Source organism: Kribbella sindirgiensis, assembly GCF_004331435.1.
Lineage (GTDB): Bacteria > Actinomycetota > Actinomycetes > Propionibacteriales > Kribbellaceae > Kribbella > Kribbella sindirgiensis.
The window spans coordinates 1-22,048 of record NZ_SJKA01000003.1; the positions used below are offsets into that span (position 1 = coordinate 1).

Consider the following 22,048-nt stretch of genomic DNA (forward strand, 5'->3'; position numbering starts at 1 on the left):
GCAGAACCCCTCACTTCCCTGGCTGACCCACCAATTTGCCTGGCTGACCCACCAACTCCGGGGTTCTGCACCGCGGTTCCGGGTGCAGAACCCCTCATTTCCCTGGCTGACCCACCAACTTGGCTGGCCAACCCACCAACTTGGCTGGCCAACCCAGCAAATGCGGCTGGGGAGGGACTACTCGGGTAGGGCGAGGGTTCGGCCGGCGTCTCGGGCGGCGTTGATGGAGCGGGTGAGGGTGTCCTTCAGGGCACTGGCCTCGTCGGTGAAGCCCTGGACGACGGACGTGTCGCCGACAGGTTCGGTGCGGGCGAGGAGCTCGATGTAGCGGTCGCCGTCGTCCAGCGCCGCCTCGGCCCGCAGCGCGGCGTCGGCGGAGCGGACCCGGTCCGCGTACCGGTCCAGCAGATCCACCTTGCGCTTGATCGCGTCCACCGAGAGCGCGAGTGCGCGACGTTGCGGTCCCAGTACGGCGTCGAGCTCGGCGGTCGCCATACCGCGCGCGACGTCCTGCTGCCGGGCGCGCAGGACGGTCTGCTCGCGGAGGACCTGCGCGATGTCCCACAACTGCTCCGGCAGCACGAGCTCGTTCTGCACGTCGTCCAGCAGACCACGCCGGGTAACTGTTGCCTCAAGCACCGTTTTTACGGCCCGCTGCGCCCGGCCGAGCATCCGTGCGGCGGGCTCGTCGAAGTCCTCCGGGAGGAGGTACTTCCCGTGCTGGATCCGGACCGCCTTGTGCCCGCGGTCCTCGACCGCCGACTTCACCAGGACCCCGCCGGTCGCGAGCGCCGCGACCCCGGCGAGTCCGACCGCGCCCCATGCCGCCACCGCGGTCGGCAGCGTCGCCGCCATGATGATCAGCGCCAGGATCCACCCACCGACGCACACCGCGATCCACACCAGCAACGTCCCGAACGTGTTGCCCGGCGCGACCGACCACGACGTCTGCCGCTTCGGCCGCGGCGCATCGGCCGCCACGAACAACTCCGGCCGGTGCTCGTACAACCGCCGCACGCCAACAGGCACACCCGGCGCGAACACAGGCTCCATCGCCACCTCCGGAGAAGTCGTCAGCACTCAGCGTAGCCGCGTGGCGAGCCCATCGAGGAAGACCCCGAGCCCGAATTCGAACAACTGGTCCAGGTCGTACTCGTAGTCGAAGTCGTCGGCCAGCAACTCCTGAAAAGCCGTCAGGTTCTCGGTCGCGATCATCGCCGCCAGTTGGTCGCCCTGCCGGGTGGCCCATTCGTCGGCCGTGACCCCGGTGTCCTGCTCGGCCTGTGCCTCGGACTCCATCACCAACGCGATCCCGCGCACGTACGCGAACAGGCTGATCGTCGTCGACAACGCGGCACCCTTCTCGAATCCGCGCAACGCCCGCAGCACCGCGTCCGTGTGCGGCAGCAGCCGCGGCACCAACTGCGGCCGGCTGAGACTGATCGCACTCGCCAGCCAGAGATGCCGCCGGTACGCCGCCCAGTGCACCCGCGCCACCGCCGTCATCGCGTCCCGCCAGTGCGCCGGAACCTCCCCGAGCGGAAACTCGCCGAGCGCCGTATCCACCATCTGCACGACCAGCGCGTCCTTGCCCCCGACGTACCGGTAGAGCGCCATCGTCGACACCCCGAGCTCGGCCGCGATCCGCCGCATCGACAACACCGCCAGCCCCTCGGCGTCCGCGATCGCGATCCCCATCCGCACGACCTCGTCGCGATTGAGGTCCGGCAGTCCATCAGGAGCGACCGCCGTACGCCGGGAACGCGGCGGCGGACCCACCACGGTCCCGACCCCTGGCGCGGCGTGCACCAACTGGTCGCCTTGCAGCACCTGCAACGCCTTCGTCGCGGTCGCCATCGCCACCCCGAAGTCGCGGACCAGTGCCCGCGTCGACGGCACCCGGTCCCCCGGCAGCAGTTCCCCGGTCTCGATCCGCCGGCGCAACTCGGCCGCGATCACCTGGTACGGCGGTTCGGACATTGATCCACCCTAGTGCACATACGCCGTACGCGCACTATCTCAGATCGAGACCCGCTGCTGACACGTCAGTTAAGGTAAGGCTATCCTCAGCGCCATGCAGGAATCGGTAGGGCTGACAGGCGACGACCTGCGGCTCGGGTATCACGGCCGCCAGGTGGTCGACGGCGCCTCGCTGCACATCGAGGCTGCGAGCGTGACCGCGCTCGTCGGGCCGAACGGCAGCGGGAAGTCGACGCTGCTGCGCGCCCTCGCCCGCCTGCACCACCCGGACGCCGGGAGCATCACCTTCCCCGGCGGCGGTAACGCGCTCGACCTGTCGGCGAAGGAGTTCGCCCGCAAGGTGACGTTGCTGTCGCAGTCCCGGCCGACGCCGAACGGCGTCAGCGTCCGCGACGTCGTCGGGTACGGGCGGCATCCGTACCGCAGCCGCTGGCGCAACGACGACGCGGACGGTCCGCGGGCGATCGAGCACGCCATGAGCGTCACCGGGGTCACCGCGATGGCCGAGCGCGGCGTCGACGAACTCTCCGGCGGCGAACTGCAGCGGGTCTGGCTCGCCACGTGCCTCGCGCAGAACACCGGCGTACTCCTGCTGGACGAACCGACCACGTTCCTCGACCTGCGCTACCAGATCGAGATTCTCGACCTGATGCGCGAACTCGCCGACGAGCACGGGGTCGCGGTCGGCGTCGTCCTGCACGACCTGAACCAGGCCGCCGCGGTGGCGGACCGGATCGCGCTGCTCGATCAGGGGCGGGTTCGCGCGACCGGTACACCGGAAGAGGTCCTGCAGGCCGACGCGCTCACCGCGACGTACGGCATCACCATCGAGGTCGGCACCGATCCGGCCACCGGGCTGGTCAGCACCCGCCCGATCGGCAAACACCTGACCCGCGTCACAACTATCTGAGGTCATCCTGATGAGACGAACCGCCATCGCCCTGATCGCTGCTGCCCTGTTCGGCCTGACGGCCTGCGGTACCAGTGAACCGGCCGCGTCGAGCGACACCAGCGAGGCTGCCGCGCAGCCGGTGTCGCTGACCGACGGCCGGAACAAGAAGCTCGACCTGAAGGCGCCGGCCACCAAGGTGGTCGCACTGGAATGGGGCGCGGCCGAGAACCTGATCTCGCTCGGCGTGATGCCGGTCGGGGTCGCGGACACCAAGGGCTACACGAACTGGGTCACCGCGGCCAAGCTGGACACGGCCGTGAAGGACGTCGGTACCCGCGGTGAGTCCAGCGTCGACGCGATCGCCGCGCTCAGCCCGGACCTGGTGATCACGACCACCGACGAGGCGGCCAACTCGATCGCGCAGTTCGAGAAGATCGCGCCGGTGCTGGTGATCCGCGGCGCGGACGCGGCGAACGCGATCCCGCAGATGAAGACCAACCTGGACCTGATCGGGCAGGCGGTCGGCAAGTCGGAGCAGGCCAAGCAACTGACCGCCGACTTCGACAGAGCGGTTGCCGACGGCAAGCAGAAGATCGCCGACGCCGGCAAGGCGGGCACCGGCTTCACGATGGCCGACGGCTACAAGCAGGGCAGCACGATCTCGATCCGGATGTACACGACCGGTTCGCTGCTCGGCGCGGTGACAACCGAACTGGGTCTGAAGAACGGCTGGACCGGAGCGGGCGACAAGGACTACGGCCTCGCGCAGACCGACCTCGAGGGCCTGACGAAGCTGCCCGACGGCGCGTTCCTCTACATCGCCAACAAGAACGACGGCGGCGACGTCTTCGGCGGCGACCTGGCCGGTAACGCGATCTGGAAGAACCTTCCGTTCGTGAAGTCCAACCAGGTGCACCGCCTGCCCGACGGCATCTGGATGTTCGGCGGCCCGAAGTCCACCGAGCAGTTCATCGACGCCGCAGTGCAGGCAGTCACGTCTTGACCCAGTTGACGGCGCCGGTGCCGGAGGTCGAAAGCCTCCGGCAGCCGGTACGCAGGATTCGGGTCGCCGGCGTCTTCGCGCTCGCGTGCGTCGCCATCGTTGTCCTCGCTGCTGTGCACCTGACTCAGGGGACCTCATCGGTCGGCGCAGGCGACCTGGTGCGGCTGGTGTTCGGGCAGGCGACCGACAACGCGGCGAACGTCCTGGTGGCCTCTCGGCTGCCGCGGTTGCTGGCAGGGGTGCTCGTCGGTGTCGCGTTGGGGGTCGCGGGGGCCGGGCTGCAGTCGCTGGCCCGGAACCCGCTGGCCTCGCCGGACACGTTGGGGGTGAACGCCGGCGCCTACCTGGCCGTCGTGGTGGTGGCGGCGTTCGGGGTGTCGTTGCCGGTGGTGCCGGCCGGCGCGGTCGCGTTCGTCGGCGGGCTCGCGGCAGCAGGCCTGGTACTGGCGTTGTCCGCCGGCGGCGCGACCGGGCCGACGCGGCTGATCCTCGCGGGATCGGCGGTGGCGATGGCGTTGGGCGGCGTGACGACGCTGATGCTGCTGCTCTTCCGCGAGGAAACCGTCGGCACCTTCGCGTGGGGCGCCGGCACGCTCGTCCAGACCGATCTGAACGCGGTCACCCAGATGGCCCCGGTCGTTGCCGTCGGCATCGTCGGCGCGTTCCTCCTGGCCGCGAACCTCGACGTCCTCACCCTCGGCGACGACACCGCCTCGGTCCTCGGCGTCAACGTACGCCGGACGCGCGTACTCATCACGCTCGTCACCGTGCTGCTCTCCGCGGCAGCCGTCACGGTCGCGGGACCGGTCGGTTTCGTCGGCCTGGTCGCTCCGGTTCTGGTCCGGCTGCTCGCCCCGCTCATCCCCGGTCTGCTCCGGCACCGCGTCCTGCTCCCGCTGTCCGGGCTCGCCGGTGTTCTCGTCGTACTGACGTCGGACGTCGTCCTGCGCGCCGCGTTCGGCGGTCAGGCCGGCGTGGAGATCCCGACCGGCATCATGACGATGGTGGTCGGTGCGGTCGTTCTGATCTGGCTGGCCCGTCGGCACCGCGACTCCGGGCCGAGCCGCTCCCCCGCCGGAACCGGCAGCGGACTCCGCAGCCGCCGGACCTTCCTGCTCGTGGCCGCGGGACTGGCCGTTCTCCTGATCGCGGCCATGCTGACCGCGATGCTCACCGGCGACGCGTTCCTGCGCACCGGCGACCTCGCGAACTGGATCAACGGCCGCTCCGGACGGGCGATCACCTACGTCCTCGACCAGCGCTTCCCGCGCGTCGTCTCCGCCGTACTGTGCGGCGCCGCGCTCGCGATCGCAGGTACGACAGTGCAGGCCGTCTGCCGCAACCCGCTCGCCGAACCCGGCATCCTCGGGATCACCGGCGGCGCCGGGGTCGGCGCCATCGCCACCCTCATCCTGTTGCCGTCAGCAAGCATCTGGCTGCTCTCCGGGGTCGCCGCGGCGGCCGCGGTCGTCACGTTCGGCCTCGTCTACCTGATCTCGTGGCGCGGTGGGCTCAGCTCCGACCGGCTGGTGCTGATCGGCGTCGGCGTCTCGTCGGCCGCGACCGCGATCATCACGCTGCTGATCGTCGCCACCGACCCCTGGAACCTGAGCCTCGCGATGACCTGGCTCTCGGGCAGCACCTACGGCCGGACGCTCCCGCAGGTCGCACCTGTCGCGCTAGCACTGCTAGTACTCACGCCGTTCGTCGTGCATGTACGGCGGGAGCTCGATCTGCTCGCGCTGGACGACGACGTGCCGCGCATCCTCGGCGTACGACTCGAGCGGATCCGTCTGCTAGCACTGCTAGCGTCCGCACTCCTGACGGCAGCGGCCGTGTCCGCGATCGGCGTGGTCGGCTTCGTCGGCCTGGTCGCTCCGCACGCGGCCCGCGCCCTGGTCGGCGGACGGCACGCCCGGATCCTCCCCGTCGCCGCGCTCCTCGGCGCGATCCTGGTCAGCGCCGCGGACAGCCTCGGCCGCACCGTCCTCGCCCCCGCCCAGATCCCCGCCGGCCTCCTCACCGCCCTGATCGGCGCGCCCTACTTCGTCTATCTACTCTGGCGAACGCGGGTGCCGGAGCGCTGACCTCCGTGTCAAGATGGGGCGCATGCTGCGCGAACTGCACCTCACCGGCAATCCGGATGCCGACAAGTTGCTCAACGACGACCCGTTCGCCCTGCTGGTCGGCATGCTGCTCGACCAGCAGTACCCGATGGAGCACGCGTTCTCGGGTCCGCTGAAGATCGCGAACCGGATGGACGGGTTCGACCTGCACAAGATCGCTGCGACCGACCTGGAGACGTTCGTCGAACTCTGCGTCACTCCGCCGGCGATCCACCGGTACGGCGGGTCGATGGCCCGCCGCGTGCACGCGCTCGCGCAGGAGATCATCGAGAAGTACGACGGTGAGACCGAGAACATCTGGCTCTCCGGCCGGCCGAAGCCGGACGGGGCCGAGGTGCTGAAGCGGCTGAAGTCGCTGCCTGGGTTCGGTGAGCAGAAGGCGAAGATCTTCCTGGCCCTGCTCGGAAAGCAGCGCGGCGTGGCTCCGAAGGGCTGGCGGGAGGCCGCGGGCAGCTACGGCGATCGCGGGTCCCGCCGCTCCATCGCGGACGTGACGGACGCCGCCTCGCTGGGCGAAGTCCGCAACTTCAAGAAAGCCGCCAAAGCAGCCGCGAAACAAGCCGCCGGCGCCTGATTCCCGCGACACCTGCCCCCGACCTGTTGCAGGGCGGGGCTTTTCGTGCGGGTTGTCCCTTGTGAATCACGGGGTTTTCTGCGGGAGGCGGCGTACCCGTCTTATGCTCGGCTGGGCAGCCGACGGGAGGAACGCGGATGGACATCCGGGATCTGGATCGTAGGGCCGGCGCAGTTCTCGGGGAAGTCGTGATGCAGGTACGGCCCGAGCACTTGTGGTTCCCCACCCCGTGCCCCGACTGGACGGTGCGGGGGCTGATGCGCCACCTCGTCAGCCAGAACGAGGGTCTCGCCGCGGCCGCGCTGAACGGCTCCGCCTCCGTGCACGTCTGGACCGGCGGCCGCCTCGGCGACAACCCGGCCGGCGCCTACCGCCGCTCCAACGTGCGGGTGGCGGACGCGTTCGCCGACGGCGGCGCGCTGGACCGGCTGGTGGAGGTCCGCGAGTTCGGCTCGTTCCCGCGCCGGATCGCGCTGACCTTCCACCAGCTCGACTGCGTCGTGCACGCCTGGGACCTGGCCCGCGCGATCGACGTCCCGTACAACCCGCCGCCCGACATGGTCGACCTGGCACTCACCCTGGCGCGCCGCATCCCCGACACCGACGCGAACCGCGGCACCGGCTACGCGTTCGAACGCAGCGTCAAGGTCTCCGGCACCGCCCCCGACCTCGACCAACTACTCGGCCTCCTCGGCCGCAACCCGGAATGGGTCAGCCCGCTCGACTGAATACGCGGGCAGGTCGATCGCGTCCGGGTTGGCCACGGCCGACTTCGCCAGTACGCCGGCCAGCGGCCGCGACGTCATCACCCGCAGCATGAGGTCCCGGTAGGCGATCCCGAACCGGCTCATCGGCATCGCCATCTTGACCCCGCCCGGCGGCAGCTCCATCCGCTGCTCGACGTACGCCCGCATCCGGGCCTGGTACGCCGGGAACGCGCGGACGTGATCGCCCTCCGCAGCGGCCAGCTCGCCCGCGAGGACGTACGCGCCGACGAGTGAAAGCGCCGTACCGTGGCCGGCCATCGGCGAACCGCAGTACCCGGCGTCACCGACCAGCGCGACGCGTCCGCGGGACCACTCCGGCACCTCGACCCGGCTGATGGTGTCGACGTAGAAGTCGTCGGCCGCGTCCAACCCGTCCAGGATGTGCGCGGTGTGCCAGCCGAGCCCCTCGAACCGGGACCGCACCAGCCGCTTCTGCGCCTCGACATCACGCCGGTCGTAGCTGAGCACCGGCGACCGGAAACTCAGCAGCGCCTTCGCGTACCGCGGATCGTGATCCGGCCGCAGGCCGACCCAGCGCCCGCCCGGAGCGGTATGGATCTTCATCCAGTGCTTCAGGTCCTCCGGAGCATCGATCGTGAAGTACGACATGTAGCCGCCGAGGTGGTGCACGAACTCCTCCTCCGGTCCGAACGCGAGCCGCCGGACCCGGGAGTGCACCCCGTCCGCGCCGATCACGAGATCGAACCGCCGCCGCATCCCGCTCGCGAACGTCACGTCGACGCCCTTCGGGTCCTGCGTCAGTTCGGCCACCGAGTCGCCGTACAGGTACTCCACCTCGCTCGTGGCGCCGACCAAGATCTCGGCGAGATCGCCGCGCAGGATCTCGATCTCCGCGACCGGCCCGGCCCCGTCGAGCAGCTCCGCGGGCATCGCGGCGGCCTGCCGCCCGTCAGCCTTCACGTACGCGAGCCCGCGCTCGTGCAGCTGCCGCTCGACGACGGCCGGCATCAGCCCCATCCGCTCGGCCACCACCCGCGACACCCCGCGCAGGTCGACGGTTTGCCCACCCGGCCGCGGCCCCGGCGCGATCTCGACCACCGTCGGCGCGAACCCGAACCGCCGCAACCAGAACGCCACCGCCGGCCCCGCGATCCCACCACCGGAAATCAGCACAGTCTTCATATCCCATTCCCTCTCACTAGTGCGCGTACGCCGTACAGTGCACTAGGCGAGAGGGATGATGCCAGCGCGCACTAGTGCACCAGCGTGAGGTGCACTAGGCGCGGCGGACCGCCACCACTCACCAAGCACTGCCGGTCGGCCGTTCCTGACCCGGGCTGAGCGTGGTGCCTGCCGCAGCGCGCCGGTTGATGAGTGGTGGCGGTCCGCCTCAGAGGGTGAGGGCCAGCCGGGTCGCCTGCTCGATGGCCCGTTTCGCGTCGAGTTCCGCCGCGACGTCGGCGCCGCCGATCAGGTGGACCGAGCGTCCAGGCAGGGCGTCGGCCAAGTCGCGGAGCGGTTCCTGGCCGGCGCAGATCACCACGTTGTCGACTGCCAGCACTCGCGCCTTCTCCCGCTTCGGGCCGAACGTGACATGCAGGCCTTCGTCGTCGATGCGTTCGTAGTTCACCCCGCGCAACTGCTCGACCTGCTTGTTCTTCAACGCGGCCCGGTGCACCCACCCGGTCGTCTTCCCGAGCCCGGCGCCGATCTTCCCGGCCTTGCGCTGCAGCAGATACACCTTGCGCGGCGACGGCTCCGGCTGCGGTACGGCGAGCGCACCCGGGAGCTGCGTCGGATCACCGACACCCCACTCCGCCTTCCACGCGGCGAGATCCGGCGTCGTGGTGGTCAGGAACTCGCTGACATCCACCCCAATCCCACCCGCGCCGATCACCGCGACCGTGTCCCCGACCGGTTTCCGCTCACGGACGACCTCGACATACGAGAGCACCTTGGGGTGATCGATGCCGGGGATCGCGGGCACCCGCGGGACGACGCCGGTCGCGAGGACGATCTCATCGAAGCTCGCCAGGTCGTCGGCGCCGGCGCGGCGGCCGAGGTGCAGCTTGACGCCGGCCAGCTCGAGCCGCCGCCGGTAGTACCTGATCGTCTCGGCGAACTCCTCCTTGCCGGGAATCTGCTGGGCGATCCCGAACTGTCCGCCGATCTCCGCGTCCGCCTCGAACAGCTCGACGCGATGCCCGCGCTCGGCCGCCGTCACCGCCGCCGCCAGCCCGGCCGGCCCAGCGCCGACGACAGCGATGTTCTTGGTACGCCGGGTCGGCAGCAACTGCAACTCGGTCTCCCGGGCCGCCCGCGGATTGACCATGCAGCTCGCCTTCTTCTTCGCGAACACATGATCCAGACACGCCTGGTTACAGGCGATGCAGACGTTGATCTCGTCGGCCCGATCGGTCGTTGCCTTGAGCACCCACTCCGGGTCGGCCAGGAACGGGCGCGCCATGCTGACCAGGTCCGCGTCACCGCGCGCGAGGACCTCCTCCGCGACCTGCGGCAGGTTGATGCGATTCGAGGTGACGACCGGGATCTTCACGTGCGGCCTGAACGCCGCGGTCACGCTCGTGAACGCGGCGCGCGGCACCGACGTGACGATCGTCGGCACCCGCGCCTCGTGCCAGCCGATCCCGGTGTTGATGATCGACGCCCCGGCGGCCTCGATCTCTTTGCCCAGCGCAACCACGTCGTCCCAGGTCTGCCCGCCCTCGACCAGGTCGGCCATCGACAGCCGGTAGATGATCAGGAAGTCGTCGCCGACGCGTTCCCGGGTCCGCCGGACGATCTCCACCGCGAGCCGGCGCCGGTTCTCCGGGCTGCCGCCCCAGCGGTCGGTCCGCTTGTTGGTCCGCCCGGACAGGAACTGGTTGATGAAGTACCCCTCGGACCCCATGATCTCGACGCCGTCGTACCCGGCCTCGCGGGCGAGCGCCGCGCAGTCGACGTACGCCTGGATCTGCCGGCGGACGCCGCGGTCGGACAGGGCGCGCGGCTTGAAGGGGTTGATCGGGGCCTTCAGGGCGGAGGCCGAGACGCTGAACGGGTGGTACGAGTACCGGCCGGCGTGCAGGATCTGGAGCGCGATCCGGCCGCCCTCGGCGTGCACGGCATCGGTGAGCAGCCGGTGCTTGCGCGCCTGCCTGCGGTTGGTCAGCCGCGACCCGAAGGGTGTCAGCCAGCCGGTGCGGTTGGGGGCGTAGCCGCCGGTCACCATCAGGCCGACGCCGCCGCGCGCACGCTCCGCGAAGTACGCCGCCAGCTTGGGCAGATCGCTCAACCGATCCTCGAGCCCGGTGTGCATCGACCCCATGATGACCCGGTTCGGCAACACGACATGGCCGAGATCGAGCGGCTCCAGCAGGTGCGGATAGGCAGTCATCGGTTGTCCTTCCGGAGGGCTTCGATCACTTCGTCGCACCAGGCGACGAAGGATTCCTCAGCGCGGATGCCGCCGCGCAGTACGAGGTACTGGTGCAGTTCGCGGCCGCGCAGGCCGGACGGTTTCGGGAAGTCCCGCTGCTGGATCCCGTGGTACACCTCGAGGCGCGTCGCGTGCTCGGCCCGGTGCCGCTCGATCTCCTTGAGCACGAGGTCGACCGAGCCCAGCGAGGCGCCGCGGAGCTTCACTCCCAGGCCGTCCCGCAGTACGGCGGGATCCTCCGGCTCGGCCAGCCAGCGTGACAGCTCCGCACGCCCGGCCGCCGCGACCCGATACACCTTCTTGTCCGGGCGGCCGTCCTGGGCGATCTCGGTGTGCTTCACCCAGCCCGCCTCGTCCATCCGCCGCAGCACCCGGTAGATCTGCTGGTGGGTGGCCGGCCAGAAGTACCCGATCGACCGGTCGAACCGCCGGGCCAGTTCGTACCCGGACCCGGCCCGCTCGGTCAGCGAAACCAGAATCGCGTGCTCCAGCGCCATGCCCCGAGGCTACCTATGCAACTCGTTGCACTGCACCTGATTGCATCCCAGGTCACACCACTTGTCCGAACAAGCTTGGCCGGATTTGAGAGAATGGTTGCAGACGCCATCTATTGATCGGAGCATTCATGAACCAGCACCCGACCAAGACGACGTTGCCCGGGATCGGGGTCCGGTACGACCTGGTCACCGATGCCGGCAAGCATGTCTCGGTGGTGGTGCACAACGACGGCCGGCGGTTCCTCGGGTTCCACAATCCCGAGGACGACGACGAGTGCCAGGCCAGCGTCCCGTTAGGCCAGAGCGAGGCGGCGGCGCTCGCGCAACTGCTGATCCCCGAGCCGCTCGACCCGGTCCGCGGCGAGATCGAGATCGACCTGGTCACGGAGCACATCCCGGTCACCGCCAAGTCGCCGTACTCCGGCCGGACACTCGGCGACACCCAGGCCCGCAGCCGGACCGGAGCCTCGATCGTCGCGGTCCTGCGGCGTACCGGGGCGACCCCGTCGCCGACGCCGGACTTCCGGTTCGCGATCGGCGACACGCTGGTCGTGGTCGGCACCCGTGAGGGCGTCGACGCCGTGGCCGACCTGATCGCCGGGGGCTGAGGATGCACGAGAACATCACCGCCCTGCTGATCGAGCTGGGCGCGGTCATCCTTGCCCTCGGCATCCTCGGCCGGATCGCCGGCCGGCTCGGCTTCTCGCCGATTCCCCTTTATCTACTGGCCGGTCTCGCGTTCGGGCACGGCGGGTTGTTGCCGTTGGCAGCGAGTGAGGAGTTCGTCGCGACCGGCGCCGAGATCGGCGTGATCCTGCTGCTGTTGCTGCTCGGGCTCGAGTACACCGCGTCCGATCTCGTCGGCACGCTCAAGACGCAGTACGTCTCCGGGGCGGTCGACTTCCTGCTCAACGCGTTGCCCGGCGCTGCGGTCGCGTTGCTGCTCGGTTGGGGCCCGGTCGCGGCGGTCGCACTGGCCGGCGTCACCTGGATCTCGTCGTCCGGCGTGATCGCGAAGGTCGTCGGGGATCTCGGCCGGCTGGGTAATCGGGAAACGCCGGTGATCCTGGGGATCCTGGTACTCGAGGACCTGTCGATGGCGGTCTACCTGCCGATCCTCACCGCGCTGCTCGCCGGCGTCGGGCTGGCCGGCGGGAGCGTGACGCTCCTCATCTCACTGGGCACGGTGAGCGTGGTGCTGTTCATCGCGCTCCGGTACGGGCGGGTCATCAGCCGGGCCGTCTCCTCGGACAACCCGGAGATGCTGCTGCTCGTCGTCCTCGGTCTCACGCTGCTCGTCGCGGGGATCGCGCAGCAGCTACAGGTGTCGGCGGCGGTCGGCGCGTTCCTGGTCGGCATCGCGTTGTCGGGTGAGGTCGCGCACGGTGCTCGTAATCTGCTCAGTCCGCTGCGTGACCTGTTCGCGGCGGTGTTCTTCGTGTTCTTCGGGTTGAGCACGGATCCGGCGAAGATCCCGCCGGTGCTGGCGATCGCTTTCGGGCTGGCGGTGCTGACCACGCTCACCAAGATCGCCACCGGCTGGTACGCCGCTCGGCGCGCCGGCATCTCGACCGCGGGTCGCTGGCGTGCTGGCGGGACGCTGGTCGCGCGGGGCGAGTTCTCGATCGTCATCGCCGGCCTCGCGGTCGGCGTCGAACCGAAGCTCGGTCCGCTGGCCACGGCGTACGTGCTGATCCTCGTCATCCTCGGCCCGATCGCCGCCCGCTACACCGAGCCCCTGGCCCGCCGCCTCACCCGCAAGCCACACGGGCCGGCCTCGCCGCCTGGTCCGGTTGAGCCGGCTGCCGAGCGCCTCGACGACACAGCCACGGCGCCGTCGTCGCCCACTACCTGAGCAGTTGGCGGACCTCCAGCACTCACCAATCGCCGCTTGAGCCCCGATTGCGGCCGGGTCTGAGCGTGGTCCGGCTCGCAAACCGGTGATTGGTGAGTGCTGGGCGTCCGCCCGTCAGCGAGCGCGGTTGCCGTTGGCGGCGTGTGTGACCGTCGCGGCGATTCGGCGTTCGCGTGTCTCAGGGCGTTTGGCGAGGGTGATCCATTCGAGGATCGTTCGGCGGGCCGAGGGCGGGAAGGCGCGGAAGTTCTCGTCCGCCCGCGGGTCGGCCGCCAGCGCGGCCCGCAGGTCGGGCGGAACGATCAGGTTCTGCGCGTCAGCCAGCAGATCCCACGTCCCGGTGCTCCGCGCGTGCGCCACCAGCTCCGCCCCGGCCGGCCTCATCAACCCCGCCGCCGTCAGCCGCTCGACCCGCTCGCGGTTCACCTTGCTCCAGGTACTCCGCGGATTCCGAGGCGTGAAGCACTGGTACGTCGTCCGCTCGTCCCGCCGAACCGTCTTACTGTCGATCCACCCGAAACACAGCGCATGCTCCACCGCAGCCGCCAGATTGAGCCCGTCCCGCTCCCGATGCACCACCAACCAGACCGACCGCTCGGTCCGCCCGTTGGCCTCCAGCCAGCCCCGCCACTCGCTCACATCCGCACAGCTCAAGCTCTCCATGCCCACCAGCATGCGCCGAATAAGTGCTCACCCAATGAGCAGTTTTTCTCCCCGTTCATGATCGAGCAGCGCCCGCTTCCGCTCGATCCCACCGCCGTACCCGGTCAGGTTCCCGGTAGAGCCCACCAACCGATGGCACGGCACGATGATGCTCACCGGGTTCTTCCCGTTCGCGAGCCCAACCGCCCGCGCCGATCCCGGCTTCAACCCGAGCACCTCCGCAAGACCGCCGTACGTCGTGGTCGTCCCGAACGGGATGTCCTGCAGCGCAGACCAGACCTCCCGCTGGAACGGCGTACCGGCAAGCCGCAGCCGCACCTCGAAGCTCGTGCGGCCGTGATGAAAGTACTCGTCCAACTGCACGGCGACCGAAGGAAAGGCCGAGTCGTCGCGCTCACCGAATCCCGCCTGCTCCGGGCGGTAGCGCTGCCGGTCCATGTACAGCCCCGTCAACTCGCCCGCATCGGTGCCCACCAGGGTGAGCGGACCGAGCGGGCTGTCGACGACGGCGTACGTCACCGGGTGGACTCCCATTGCGCGCGATCGATCCGGTAGAGCACGTGCCGCTGCAGCCGGTGGCCGTCCGCGATCCGGGGATGGTCGAAGTCACCGGGCTCGTCGTGCACCATGCCGATCCGCTGCATGACGCGCTGCGACGGCACGTTCGGCGTGGCGGTGAACGACACGATCTCGTCCAGTCCGCCCGGACCGAACCCGTGCGCTAGCGCCGCCCGGGCCGCCTCGGTCGCGTAACCGTTGCCCCAGGCCCCCTTCGCGAGCCGCCAGCCGATCTCCACGGCCGGCATGAAGTGCGCCTCGAAACTCGGCACCGACAGCCCGGTGAACCCGATGAACTCACCGGTGTCCCGTACCTCCACCGCCCACAGTCCCCAGCCGCGCTCGTCGATCATCGGAATGCTCCGGTCGATCAGCCCGTCGCTCTGCTCCCGCGTCTGCGGCGCCGGGAAGTGCTCCATCACGGCCGGATCCGCGTTCAGCGCGGCGAACGGCTCCCGGTCGGAGTCGCGCCAGTTGCGCAGCAGCAGCCGGTCGGTGGTCAGTTCGGTCATCGTCACTCCGTGGGGATCTTGTTGATCGCATGGTCGCCGGTGGCCCACAGGTACTGCACGGCGTACGCACGCCAAGGCCGCCACGCGCGGGCGTGGTCGGTCAGGAGTTTGGGGGCCTCGGGCAAGCCTAGGTCACGGGCGGCGTACCGGATACCGAGATCGCTGGCCACGAAGGCGTCCGGGTCGCCGAGCGCGCGCATCGCGATCGACTCCACGGTCCACGGCCCGATGCCGGGCAGCGTGGCCAGCTGCTCCCGCGCGCGGTCCCAGTCGGCGCCGGCGCCCAGATCGATCTCCCCCGCGGCGAGCGTCGCGATCAGCGTGGTGAGCGTCGTACGGCGGGACTTCGGGAACGCCAGCGTCTCCGGGTCGAGCTCGGCGAGCGCCTGCATCGTCGGGAACAGATGTGTGAGCCCACCGGCCGCGTCCTCGATCGGCTCGCCGTGCTGCAGTACCAGGCGATGCGCGTGCGTCCGCGCCGCCGCGGTCGACACCTGCTGGCCGAGCACCGCGCGGATGGCGAACTCCTCGCCGTCGACCGTGTGCGGGACCCGGCGGCCGGGTGCCTTCGCGATCAGCGGAGCGAGCACCGGATCGGCGCCGAGCAGGTCGTCGACCGCGACCGGGTCCGCGTCGAGGTCGAGCATCCGGCGGCAACGGCTGATCGCGATCGCGAGGTCGCGCTGGTCGGTGAGCGAGAGTTGGCAGGCGATGTGGTCCGGCATCGGCCGCAGGGCGACGACACCGTGGCCGTGCGGGAGCCGCAGAGTGCGGCGGTAGTGGCCGTCGCGCCACTCCTCGACGCCTGGTACGCCGGTGGCGATCAGGTGACCGAACAGGTTGTCGGGCGTCAACGGGGCGCGGAACGGGAGCCGGAGCGAGATCGTGCCGGGCGCGGTGGACGTCGTACCTCGACGGGCTCGGCGGCGCAGCTCCGTCGGCGCGAGCGCGAAGACCTCCTGCACGGTTTCGTTGAAGGTCCGCACGCTGGAGAAGCCGGCAGCGAACGCCACGTCCGCCATCTGCAGCTCACTCGTCTCGATCAGCAGCCGCGCGGTCTGCGCTCGTTGCGCCCGGGCGAGCGCGAGCGGCCCAGCGCCTAGCACGGCCTGGAGCTGGCGTTGCACCTGGCGGACGCTGTACCCGAGCTGGCCGGCCAGCCCCGGTACGCCGTCGCGGTCGACGACGCCGTCCGCGATCAGGCGCATCGCCCGGGCGACCAGGTCGGCGCGGTCGTTCCACTCGGGGGAGCCCGGGCTCGCATCGGGACGGCACCGTTTGCAGGCGCGGAACCCGGCCTGCTGGGCGGCCGCGGCGCTCGGGTAGAACCGCATGTTCTCGACCTTCGGCGGCACCACCGGACAACTAGGCCGGCAGTAGATCTTGGTGGTCAGGACCGCCGTGAAGAACCACCCGTCGAACCGCGCGTCCTTGGACTGCACCGCCCGGACACATCGCTCCCTGCACTCGTACACGCCCTCCAGCATCCCTGCCGCCACCGACAGTTCCTAGCGAATTTGCGACATGGAGGTGAGCGGCACCGGCCGGTGCACCCTCACCGGTGGCGTCGCACAGGTTATTCCCGGTGCAACGCCACCAGTGCCTGTTCAACGCCCCCGGATCCGGCTGTGCTTTGGGGTGGACAGGGGCGGGGTCGCGGAAATGCGACGGGAGGAACCGGTGGCGGATTCTCGCCAGCTTCGCCGCCGTCGCGCCGATGAACTTGAAGCATGAACGAACTGCTTGGCAAGAAGGTACTGGTGACCGGCGGCAGCCGCGGGATCGGCGCGGCGACCGCGGTCGCCCTGGCGGAGGGTGGCGCGGACGTCGCGATCACCTACAACTCGTCCGCGGACGCCGCGGCGTCGGTGGTGAAGGAGATCGAGGCACTGGGGCGGCGCGGGTTCGCGTACGCGGTCGACTCGGGCGATGCGGTGGCGGTCGGTGACGGCGTACGCCGGGCCGCGGAAGCCCTTGGTGGGTTGGACATCCTGGTCAACAACGCCGGCGTCGGCGCGATCGCTCCGATCGGCGAACTGTCGCTGGAGGACGTCGACCGGGTGATCGCGGTCAACGTCCGCGGGGCCTACGCCGCCGCGCAGGCCGCCGTACCGGAACTGTCCGACGGCGGCCGGATGATCCACCTCGGCAGCTGCGTGACCGGGCGGGTGCCCGGGCCGGGGATGACGCTGTACGCGATGAGCAAGTCCGCGATGACCGGCCTGAGCCAGAGCCTCGCCCGCGAACTCGGATCGCGCGGCATCACGTCCAACGTCGTCCACCCCGGCCCGATCGACACCGACATGAACCCGGCCGACGGCCCCTTCGCCGCCGCCCAAATCACCAACCTGTCCCTCCCCCGCTTCGGCACGACCGCCGAGGTAGCGGCCGCCATCACCTACCTGGCCGGCCCGAACGCCACCTACATCACCGGCACCGCCCTCACCATCGACGGCGGCCACACCGCCTGACCCGAGCGCGCCCAGGCGTCTGAGGGGTTATCCCTCGAGTTGGTGCCTTGCCCCCTCAGATTCTCAGTGGGCAACCCACCGGCTCAGGGGATAACCCCCAGGAGGCGAGGTGACCCAGCCGACGTACGATCCGTGGATCTGTCTGGCCGGTATGGCGATGGCGACCGAGCGGATCCGGATCGGGACGACCGTCACGCCACTGCCCCGCCGCCGGCCGTGGAAGGTCGCGGCGGAGGCGGTGGCGCTGGATCATCTGTCCGGCGGGCGGATGATCCTCGGCGTCGGGATCGGGGACCCGGGCGATCCGTTCCTGGAGAACCGCACCCCGCGGGTGCTCGCGGAGATGCTCGACGAAGGGCTCGCGATCATCGACGAACTGTGGACGGGCCGGCCCGTGACCTTCAGCGGCAAGCACTACTCGCTCGACAACGTCCAGCTGACGGCTCGGCCGGTGCAGGCGCCGCGGATCCCGATCTGGGTAGGAGGCAACTTTCTCGTGCCGGCCGTCCGTCGGCGGATCCTCCGGTGGGACGGATCGTGTGCCTACAAAGGCAGTACGGACGCACCGCAGCAGATCACACCGGACGACGTCCGCGGGCTGCTTGCCGAGCGGGACCTCGACGTGAAGGTCAGTGGCGGAGATCCGGGGGCGTTCGCGGAGGCGGGTGCGGCGTGGTGGGGTCGGTGGATCGCGCCGATGCCGCTCGAGGACACGCTGGCGATCGTCCGCCAAGGCCCGCCGACCTGACCCGCAACCTGACCGGCTCCGAGGCCGAGCGGCGCGCGACCGATCCAGCTCTGACCCGTTGACAGCGCGGCAGCCTCGGGAGAGACTGCGGATTGTTTTTAACGTTCAAAACGTCCGTGGGAGGTCGCTGTGGCTACTTTGAAGCAGGTCGCCGCCCACGCCGAGGTCTCCGTGCAGACGGTGTCGAACGCTTTGAACGCCCCGCACCGCCTGCGTGCGGACACGCTCAAACGGGTGAACCGCTCCATCGAGCTGCTCAACTACCGGCCCAATCGTAACGCCCGCAGTCTGCGCACCAGCGCCGTCGAGCTGATCGGGTACTGCGTGCCCAGCTGGCCCAACCAGACGCACCTGGTGATGGACCAGTTCCTGCACGCCCTCTGCGCCGCGGCCGAACGCACCGGCCGGCACATCCTGCTCTTCACCGCACCGGGCGGCGTCGACGGGATGCCGACGTACGACGACCTGCATGCCCGCCGGATGGTCGACGGGTTCGTTCTGTCGCAGACCGAGACACACGACCCGCGGCACGGCTGGCTGAAGGAACAGGACATCCCGTTCGTCAGCTTCGGCCGGGTGTGGAAGCAGACCACGCAGCCCGGCGCGTGGGTGGACGTCGACGGCGCGGCCGGTTCCGCGATGGCGGTCCGGCACCTGTACGCGAGCGGCCGCCGCCGGATCGCCTTCCTGGGCTGGCCGAAATCGTCCGGGCTGGGTGAGGACCGGGTCGGCGGCTGGCGCGACGCGTGCAAGGACCTCGGCCTGCCGATCGCCGGGCTGGCTGTCCGGTGTCGCGAGGACAGTATCGAGGAGGGCGCCCGCGCCACCGCGCGGCTGCTCGACGGCGGCCGCACCGTCGACGGGATCGTTGCCCTGAGCGACATTCTCGCGCTCGGCGCGCTCCGCGAACTCACCCGCCGCGGCCTGGCCCCCGGCCACGACGTCGGCGTCACCGGGTTCGACGACTCCCCGCTCGCCGAGGTCGTCTCCCCCGGCCTGACCAGCCTCCGGCAGCCGATGGACCAGATCGCCGAAGAGCTGATCACGATCCTGACCGGCGCCGCCAACGGAAGCCCGGTCGAACGTCTGCTGCAACCAGAACTGGTGATCAGGGGCAGCTCGGCCCCTGGCTGATTTTCGGCGCTTCTCCCCGGGCGCCGCGAGAAGGAGGAACCGCCATGACTCCCTATCCCACCAACCGAAGAACCGCCCGCAGACCGGTACGCCGGACCGCCGGCGTCGTCCTGCTGACCACCGCGACCCTGCTCGCCGGCGCCGCGTCCGCCCTCGCCGGCCCCTCGACCACCGGCGCCTCGGCGACCGCCTCCTCTCCGGTCGCCGCGTCCGGTGCGTCCGAGCTGTCCGAGACCACCCGACTCACCGATCGTCGTTCGCTCGTCGTCGGCGACCGCGCCTACGCCATGGGTGACGAGTCGGGCCTCTACCCGGCCGCCGGGTGGCACATCCGCGGTGAGATGGGCGGCTTCTGGTCGCAGCCGATCAAACTCCTCGACGGCATCTGGTTCGGCCTCGACGGGAACTGGCTCGGCAAGCAAGTGCCCGCCGCGAAGTACACCAGCGGCCACGGCTACAGCCGGATCGACTACGGCGGCGCCGTGAACGTCCGGCGTACCGACTTCGTCCCCGACGGCATCCGCGCGACGCTCGTCGGGCTCACCCTCAGCTCGAGTACGGCGAGGACGGTCAAGCTCGACGTCGACGCGCACTCGGAGCTGATGCAGCCGTACCCGTGGGGCTGGACGAAACCGACCGCCGCCGAGGCGAACCTGCCCGACACGGGCGACTTCAGTGACGGCGCGCTCCGCTTCCGCGAGCAGGGCACCCCGGCATACCCGAACGCGACCGCGCACGACTACGCCGCGTTCGTCGGATCGTCCCTGCGTCCGACGGGTCACCAGCTCGGCGCGGACCACCGCGGACCGCAGAGCCCGCCGGTGATGTGCCCGGCCGACGGTACGACGCCTGCGCGCTGCGACGACTCGCTCGTCGGGAAGGGCACCGGCGGCCGGCTCACGTACGACGTACCGCTGGCGGCCGGTCAGTCGAAGACGATCTGGTTCGCCGTGGCCGGATCCGACCAGGGCAGCCGGGCCGCGGAACGCGAGTACGGCAAGGCGCTGAGCAACCCGGACAAGTTGCTGCGGGCAAAGACCGCCGCGCGGCAACAGGTCGACGCGCAGTCCGCAGTGGACCTTCCTGGTGACCGTCTGCTGCAGCAGAGCGTCGAGTGGAGCAAGCAGAACCTCGCGGACTCCGTCCAGGAGGCGCGCAACCTGCAGATCCGGGACGTGAACGAAGGCAAGGACTACCCGGCACCGGTCGGGACGGTCCCGACCGCCCGCTGGTTCGGCGCCGGCTTCCCGGACTATCCGTGGCTGTTCGCGACGGACGGCGAGTACACGGCGTTCGCCGCCGTCGCCGCCGGCCAGTTCGACACCGTGAAGGAACACCTGCGGGCTCTTCGCGATGTCAGCGATCTGCTGAACAACCGCAGCGGCAAGGTCGCGCACGAGGTGACGCCGACCGGCGACGTGTACTTCGGCTCGAACCAGAGCGCGGGCAACACCGACGAGACGGTGAAGTTCCCGAGTACGGTCGCACTGCTGTGGCGCTGGACGGGTGACAACAAGTTCCGCGACGAGATGTACGACTTCAGCGTCCGGAACCTGCAGTACATCTACAAGACCCTCGACAAGGACAGCGACGGCTGGCCCGAAGGTCTGGCAAACGTCGAGCGCGCGGGGATGGGCGTCGAGAAACTCGACAGCACCGTGTACCTCGCCCGCGGGCTGCGCGACCTCGCCGACCTCGCCGCGTCCAAGCACGACACGAAGGTGCAGCAGTGGGCGACCGGCCGCGCAGGAGACCTCGAGTCCAAGTTCGAGGCACAGTGGTGGGTCCCGGCCGCGAAGGGGTACGCCGACTCGGTCGACGACCCGGCCAACCCGGCGAACGACAACACGCCGATCTTCCAGCGGCACTGGATCGGCGTCACGCCGATGGAAGCGGTTCTTACCCGTCCGGGCCAGACCTCGCCGCTGGCGTCGGCCGAGCACGCGAAGACCGCGCTGGACCAACGCGAAACCTCTTGCTACACAGGGGAATTCGGCCTGTACCACACCGGTACCGGCCCGACATCCGCCGGGGGCGGCAACCGTGGCGACTCGTGTGACTCGGTGGTGTCGACGGTCCAGAGCGAGCGCGCCATGTTCGGTCTGAACACGTCGATCATGGCCGTTGCGGAGGGCAACTTCGGACGGCTGGGAACCATGCAGCAGCAGCGGTACACCACCGCCAACGCCCGCATCCAGCTCGACCCGTCCGTCTGGGAGACACCCGGTGCGATGCCGGAGATCGCTCCGTCGCCGGACTCCCCCGCGAACATCGGCCGGCCGTTCTACGACCGCTCGATGACGCTGCAGGCCTGGGGCGCGTACGGCATCCTCTGGCCGGTGGTGCACCAGCAACTCGGCGTCGATCCCGATCTGGGACACAGGCGGATCGCCGTCGTACCGCAGCTCCCGGAAGGCCAGCAGAAGGTGGCCGGTAGCAACATCCGGGTCGGTCGCGGATCGGTCGACGTGTCGGCTCGCCTTACAGGTAAGGCGTTGTCGACCGAGGTCACCGCGAAGGGCGTCGGCGCGGCGCTCACGGTCGGCGCCGTACTGCCGACCGGTGCCCAGGTGCACAGCGTGACGATCGACGGTCACGCAGCGCAGTACAAGCTCGTGACCACGAGTCGTGGAACAGAGGTCCAGGTGGCGGCGCGCGGTGCGCGGACGTCACTGACGATCACTCTCAAGTGACCTGAGGACCCCCCGGCCGGTGCGCAACCGTTCCGCGCACCGGCCGGTTCGTCATGCCCGGAATTCGGTACTGCGCAGTCTTGGTGAAACGAGAAGGCGGGCCCCTCCGAGTATGAGTCGGAGGGGCCCGCACAGCTGAAGGAAGGTGACGTCTCCAGCTTCCCGATACGGGTCC

General features: G+C 70.0%; 20 protein-coding genes. 11 read left to right on the forward strand and 9 right to left on the reverse strand.

Features of this window, described 5'->3' with window-relative positions; genetic code table 11:
* Window positions 1-177: 177 nt before the first annotated feature.
* On the reverse strand, window positions 178-1,053 hold the full coding sequence (locus E0H50_RS08415; protein WP_238150841.1) for a hypothetical protein: 876 nt from the start codon (window positions 1,051-1,053) through the stop codon (window positions 178-180).
* Window positions 1,054-1,080: 27 nt separating this feature from the next.
* Window positions 1,081-1,980 carry a GntR family transcriptional regulator gene (locus tag E0H50_RS08420; RefSeq protein WP_131286073.1) on the reverse strand — a complete coding sequence of 300 codons (900 nt, stop codon included), beginning with the start codon at window positions 1,978-1,980 and terminating at the stop codon, window positions 1,081-1,083.
* A gap of 94 nt (window positions 1,981-2,074) precedes the next feature.
* Here E0H50_RS08420 and E0H50_RS08425 point away from each other — a divergent pair, with 94 nt between their 5' ends.
* From E0H50_RS08425 to E0H50_RS08445, 5 genes are all read left to right on the forward strand, one after another.
* Window positions 2,075-2,890 (forward strand): ABC transporter ATP-binding protein, encoded by an 816-nt coding sequence (locus E0H50_RS08425; RefSeq protein ID WP_131286074.1) that lies wholly within the window; start codon window positions 2,075-2,077, stop codon window positions 2,888-2,890.
* A 10-nt stretch (window positions 2,891-2,900) separates the two neighbouring features.
* On the forward strand, window positions 2,901-3,875 hold the full coding sequence (locus E0H50_RS08430) for an ABC transporter substrate-binding protein (protein WP_131286075.1): 975 nt from the start codon (window positions 2,901-2,903) through the stop codon (window positions 3,873-3,875).
* Entirely contained in the window at window positions 3,872-5,962 is a 2,091-nt protein-coding gene (locus tag E0H50_RS08435) for an iron ABC transporter permease (RefSeq protein WP_131286076.1), read from the forward strand. Before E0H50_RS08430 ends, E0H50_RS08435 begins: the two co-directional genes overlap by 4 nt.
* 22 nt (window positions 5,963-5,984) lie before the next feature.
* Window positions 5,985-6,575 carry an HhH-GPD-type base excision DNA repair protein gene (locus tag E0H50_RS08440; protein WP_131286077.1) on the forward strand — a complete coding sequence of 197 codons (591 nt, stop codon included), beginning with the start codon at window positions 5,985-5,987 and terminating at the stop codon, window positions 6,573-6,575.
* A 137-nt stretch (window positions 6,576-6,712) separates the two neighbouring features.
* Window positions 6,713-7,303 (forward strand): TIGR03086 family metal-binding protein, encoded by a 591-nt coding sequence (locus E0H50_RS08445; protein WP_131286078.1) that lies wholly within the window; start codon window positions 6,713-6,715, stop codon window positions 7,301-7,303.
* On the opposite strand, the gene E0H50_RS08450 is transcribed toward E0H50_RS08445, so the two are convergent.
* The 3 genes from E0H50_RS08450 to E0H50_RS08460 form a co-directional block, all read right to left on the reverse strand.
* A complete protein-coding gene (locus tag E0H50_RS08450) occupies window positions 7,253-8,485 on the reverse strand; it encodes an FAD-dependent monooxygenase (RefSeq protein ID WP_131286079.1) in 1,233 nt (410 codons plus the stop codon). The genes E0H50_RS08445 and E0H50_RS08450 overlap by 51 nt on opposite strands.
* A gap of 208 nt (window positions 8,486-8,693) precedes the next feature.
* On the reverse strand, window positions 8,694-10,700 hold the full coding sequence (locus E0H50_RS08455) for an NADPH-dependent 2,4-dienoyl-CoA reductase (RefSeq protein WP_131286080.1): 2,007 nt from the start codon (window positions 10,698-10,700) through the stop codon (window positions 8,694-8,696).
* Window positions 10,697-11,239, reverse strand: coding sequence for a PadR family transcriptional regulator (locus E0H50_RS08460; protein WP_131286081.1), 543 nt, complete (start codon window positions 11,237-11,239; stop codon window positions 10,697-10,699). Before E0H50_RS08460 ends, E0H50_RS08455 begins: the two co-directional genes overlap by 4 nt.
* A 128-nt stretch (window positions 11,240-11,367) precedes the next feature.
* Between E0H50_RS08460 and E0H50_RS08465 the strand changes: the two genes are divergently transcribed.
* Window positions 11,368-11,847 carry a cation:proton antiporter regulatory subunit gene (locus E0H50_RS08465; RefSeq protein ID WP_131286082.1) on the forward strand — a complete coding sequence of 160 codons (480 nt, stop codon included), beginning with the start codon at window positions 11,368-11,370 and terminating at the stop codon, window positions 11,845-11,847.
* 2 nt (window positions 11,848-11,849) lie between these two features.
* Window positions 11,850-13,094, forward strand: a complete 1,245-nt coding sequence (locus E0H50_RS08470) for a cation:proton antiporter (RefSeq protein WP_131286083.1) — start codon at window positions 11,850-11,852, stop codon at window positions 13,092-13,094.
* Window positions 13,095-13,208: 114 nt separating this feature from the next.
* Here the strand turns inward: E0H50_RS08470 and E0H50_RS08475 are convergent, their stop codons facing one another.
* From E0H50_RS08475 to E0H50_RS08490, 4 genes are read right to left on the reverse strand one after another with little or no spacing between them, the layout of a single operon-like run.
* Complete coding sequence (locus E0H50_RS08475; RefSeq protein WP_131286084.1) at window positions 13,209-13,757, reverse strand: YdeI/OmpD-associated family protein; 549 nt, start codon at window positions 13,755-13,757, stop codon at window positions 13,209-13,211.
* 27 nt (window positions 13,758-13,784) lie between these two features.
* Window positions 13,785-14,276 (reverse strand): methylated-DNA--[protein]-cysteine S-methyltransferase, encoded by a 492-nt coding sequence (locus E0H50_RS08480; RefSeq protein WP_272948492.1) that lies wholly within the window; start codon window positions 14,274-14,276, stop codon window positions 13,785-13,787.
* Window positions 14,273-14,827 carry a GNAT family N-acetyltransferase gene (locus tag E0H50_RS08485; RefSeq protein WP_131286086.1) on the reverse strand — a complete coding sequence of 185 codons (555 nt, stop codon included), beginning with the start codon at window positions 14,825-14,827 and terminating at the stop codon, window positions 14,273-14,275. Before E0H50_RS08485 ends, E0H50_RS08480 begins: the two co-directional genes overlap by 4 nt.
* 2 nt (window positions 14,828-14,829) lie before the next feature.
* On the reverse strand, window positions 14,830-16,326 hold the full coding sequence (locus E0H50_RS08490; protein WP_272948493.1) for an AlkA N-terminal domain-containing protein: 1,497 nt from the start codon (window positions 16,324-16,326) through the stop codon (window positions 14,830-14,832).
* A gap of 231 nt (window positions 16,327-16,557) precedes the next feature.
* On the opposite strand from E0H50_RS08490, the gene E0H50_RS08495 reads away from it, so the two are divergent.
* The 4 genes from E0H50_RS08495 (at window position 16,558) to E0H50_RS08510 (ending at window position 21,873) form a co-directional block, all read left to right on the forward strand.
* Entirely contained in the window at window positions 16,558-17,298 is a 741-nt protein-coding gene (locus E0H50_RS08495; RefSeq protein ID WP_131286087.1) for an SDR family NAD(P)-dependent oxidoreductase, read from the forward strand.
* A gap of 109 nt (window positions 17,299-17,407) precedes the next feature.
* Entirely contained in the window at window positions 17,408-18,046 is a 639-nt protein-coding gene (locus tag E0H50_RS08500; RefSeq protein ID WP_238150842.1) for an LLM class flavin-dependent oxidoreductase, read from the forward strand.
* A 129-nt stretch (window positions 18,047-18,175) separates the two neighbouring features.
* Window positions 18,176-19,180, forward strand: a complete 1,005-nt coding sequence (locus E0H50_RS08505; protein WP_131286088.1) for a LacI family DNA-binding transcriptional regulator — start codon at window positions 18,176-18,178, stop codon at window positions 19,178-19,180.
* 44 nt (window positions 19,181-19,224) lie between these two features.
* Window positions 19,225-21,873, forward strand: a complete 2,649-nt coding sequence (locus E0H50_RS08510) for a glucosidase family protein (RefSeq protein WP_238150843.1) — start codon at window positions 19,225-19,227, stop codon at window positions 21,871-21,873.
* Window positions 21,874-22,048: the final 175 nt, after the last annotated feature.

Bases quoted from the DNA above. Each gene is read 5' to 3' on its own strand.
- E0H50_RS08415 (WP_238150841.1), bottom strand. From the start codon at position 1,053: ATGGAGCCTGTGTTCGCGCCGGGTGTGCCTGTTGGCGTGCGGCGGTTG.
- E0H50_RS08420 (WP_131286073.1), bottom strand. From the start codon at position 1,980: ATGTCCGAACCGCCGTACCAGGTGATCGCGGCCGAGTTGCGCCGGCGG.
- E0H50_RS08425 (WP_131286074.1), top strand. From the start codon at position 2,075: ATGCAGGAATCGGTAGGGCTGACAGGCGACGACCTGCGGCTCGGGTAT.
- E0H50_RS08430 (WP_131286075.1), top strand. From the start codon at position 2,901: ATGAGACGAACCGCCATCGCCCTGATCGCTGCTGCCCTGTTCGGCCTG.
- E0H50_RS08440 (WP_131286077.1), top strand. From the start codon at position 5,985: ATGCTGCGCGAACTGCACCTCACCGGCAATCCGGATGCCGACAAGTTG.
- E0H50_RS08445 (WP_131286078.1), top strand. From the start codon at position 6,713: ATGGACATCCGGGATCTGGATCGTAGGGCCGGCGCAGTTCTCGGGGAA.
- E0H50_RS08450 (WP_131286079.1), bottom strand. From the start codon at position 8,485: ATGAAGACTGTGCTGATTTCCGGTGGTGGGATCGCGGGGCCGGCGGTG.
- E0H50_RS08455 (WP_131286080.1), bottom strand. From the start codon at position 10,700: ATGACTGCCTATCCGCACCTGCTGGAGCCGCTCGATCTCGGCCATGTC.
- E0H50_RS08460 (WP_131286081.1), bottom strand. From the start codon at position 11,239: ATGGCGCTGGAGCACGCGATTCTGGTTTCGCTGACCGAGCGGGCCGGG.
- E0H50_RS08465 (WP_131286082.1), top strand. From the start codon at position 11,368: ATGAACCAGCACCCGACCAAGACGACGTTGCCCGGGATCGGGGTCCGG.
- E0H50_RS08470 (WP_131286083.1), top strand. From the start codon at position 11,850: ATGCACGAGAACATCACCGCCCTGCTGATCGAGCTGGGCGCGGTCATC.
- E0H50_RS08475 (WP_131286084.1), bottom strand. From the start codon at position 13,757: ATGGAGAGCTTGAGCTGTGCGGATGTGAGCGAGTGGCGGGGCTGGCTG.
- E0H50_RS08485 (WP_131286086.1), bottom strand. From the start codon at position 14,827: ATGACCGAACTGACCACCGACCGGCTGCTGCTGCGCAACTGGCGCGAC.
- E0H50_RS08495 (WP_131286087.1), top strand. From the start codon at position 16,558: ATGAACGAACTGCTTGGCAAGAAGGTACTGGTGACCGGCGGCAGCCGC.
- E0H50_RS08510 (WP_238150843.1), top strand. From the start codon at position 19,225: ATGACTCCCTATCCCACCAACCGAAGAACCGCCCGCAGACCGGTACGC.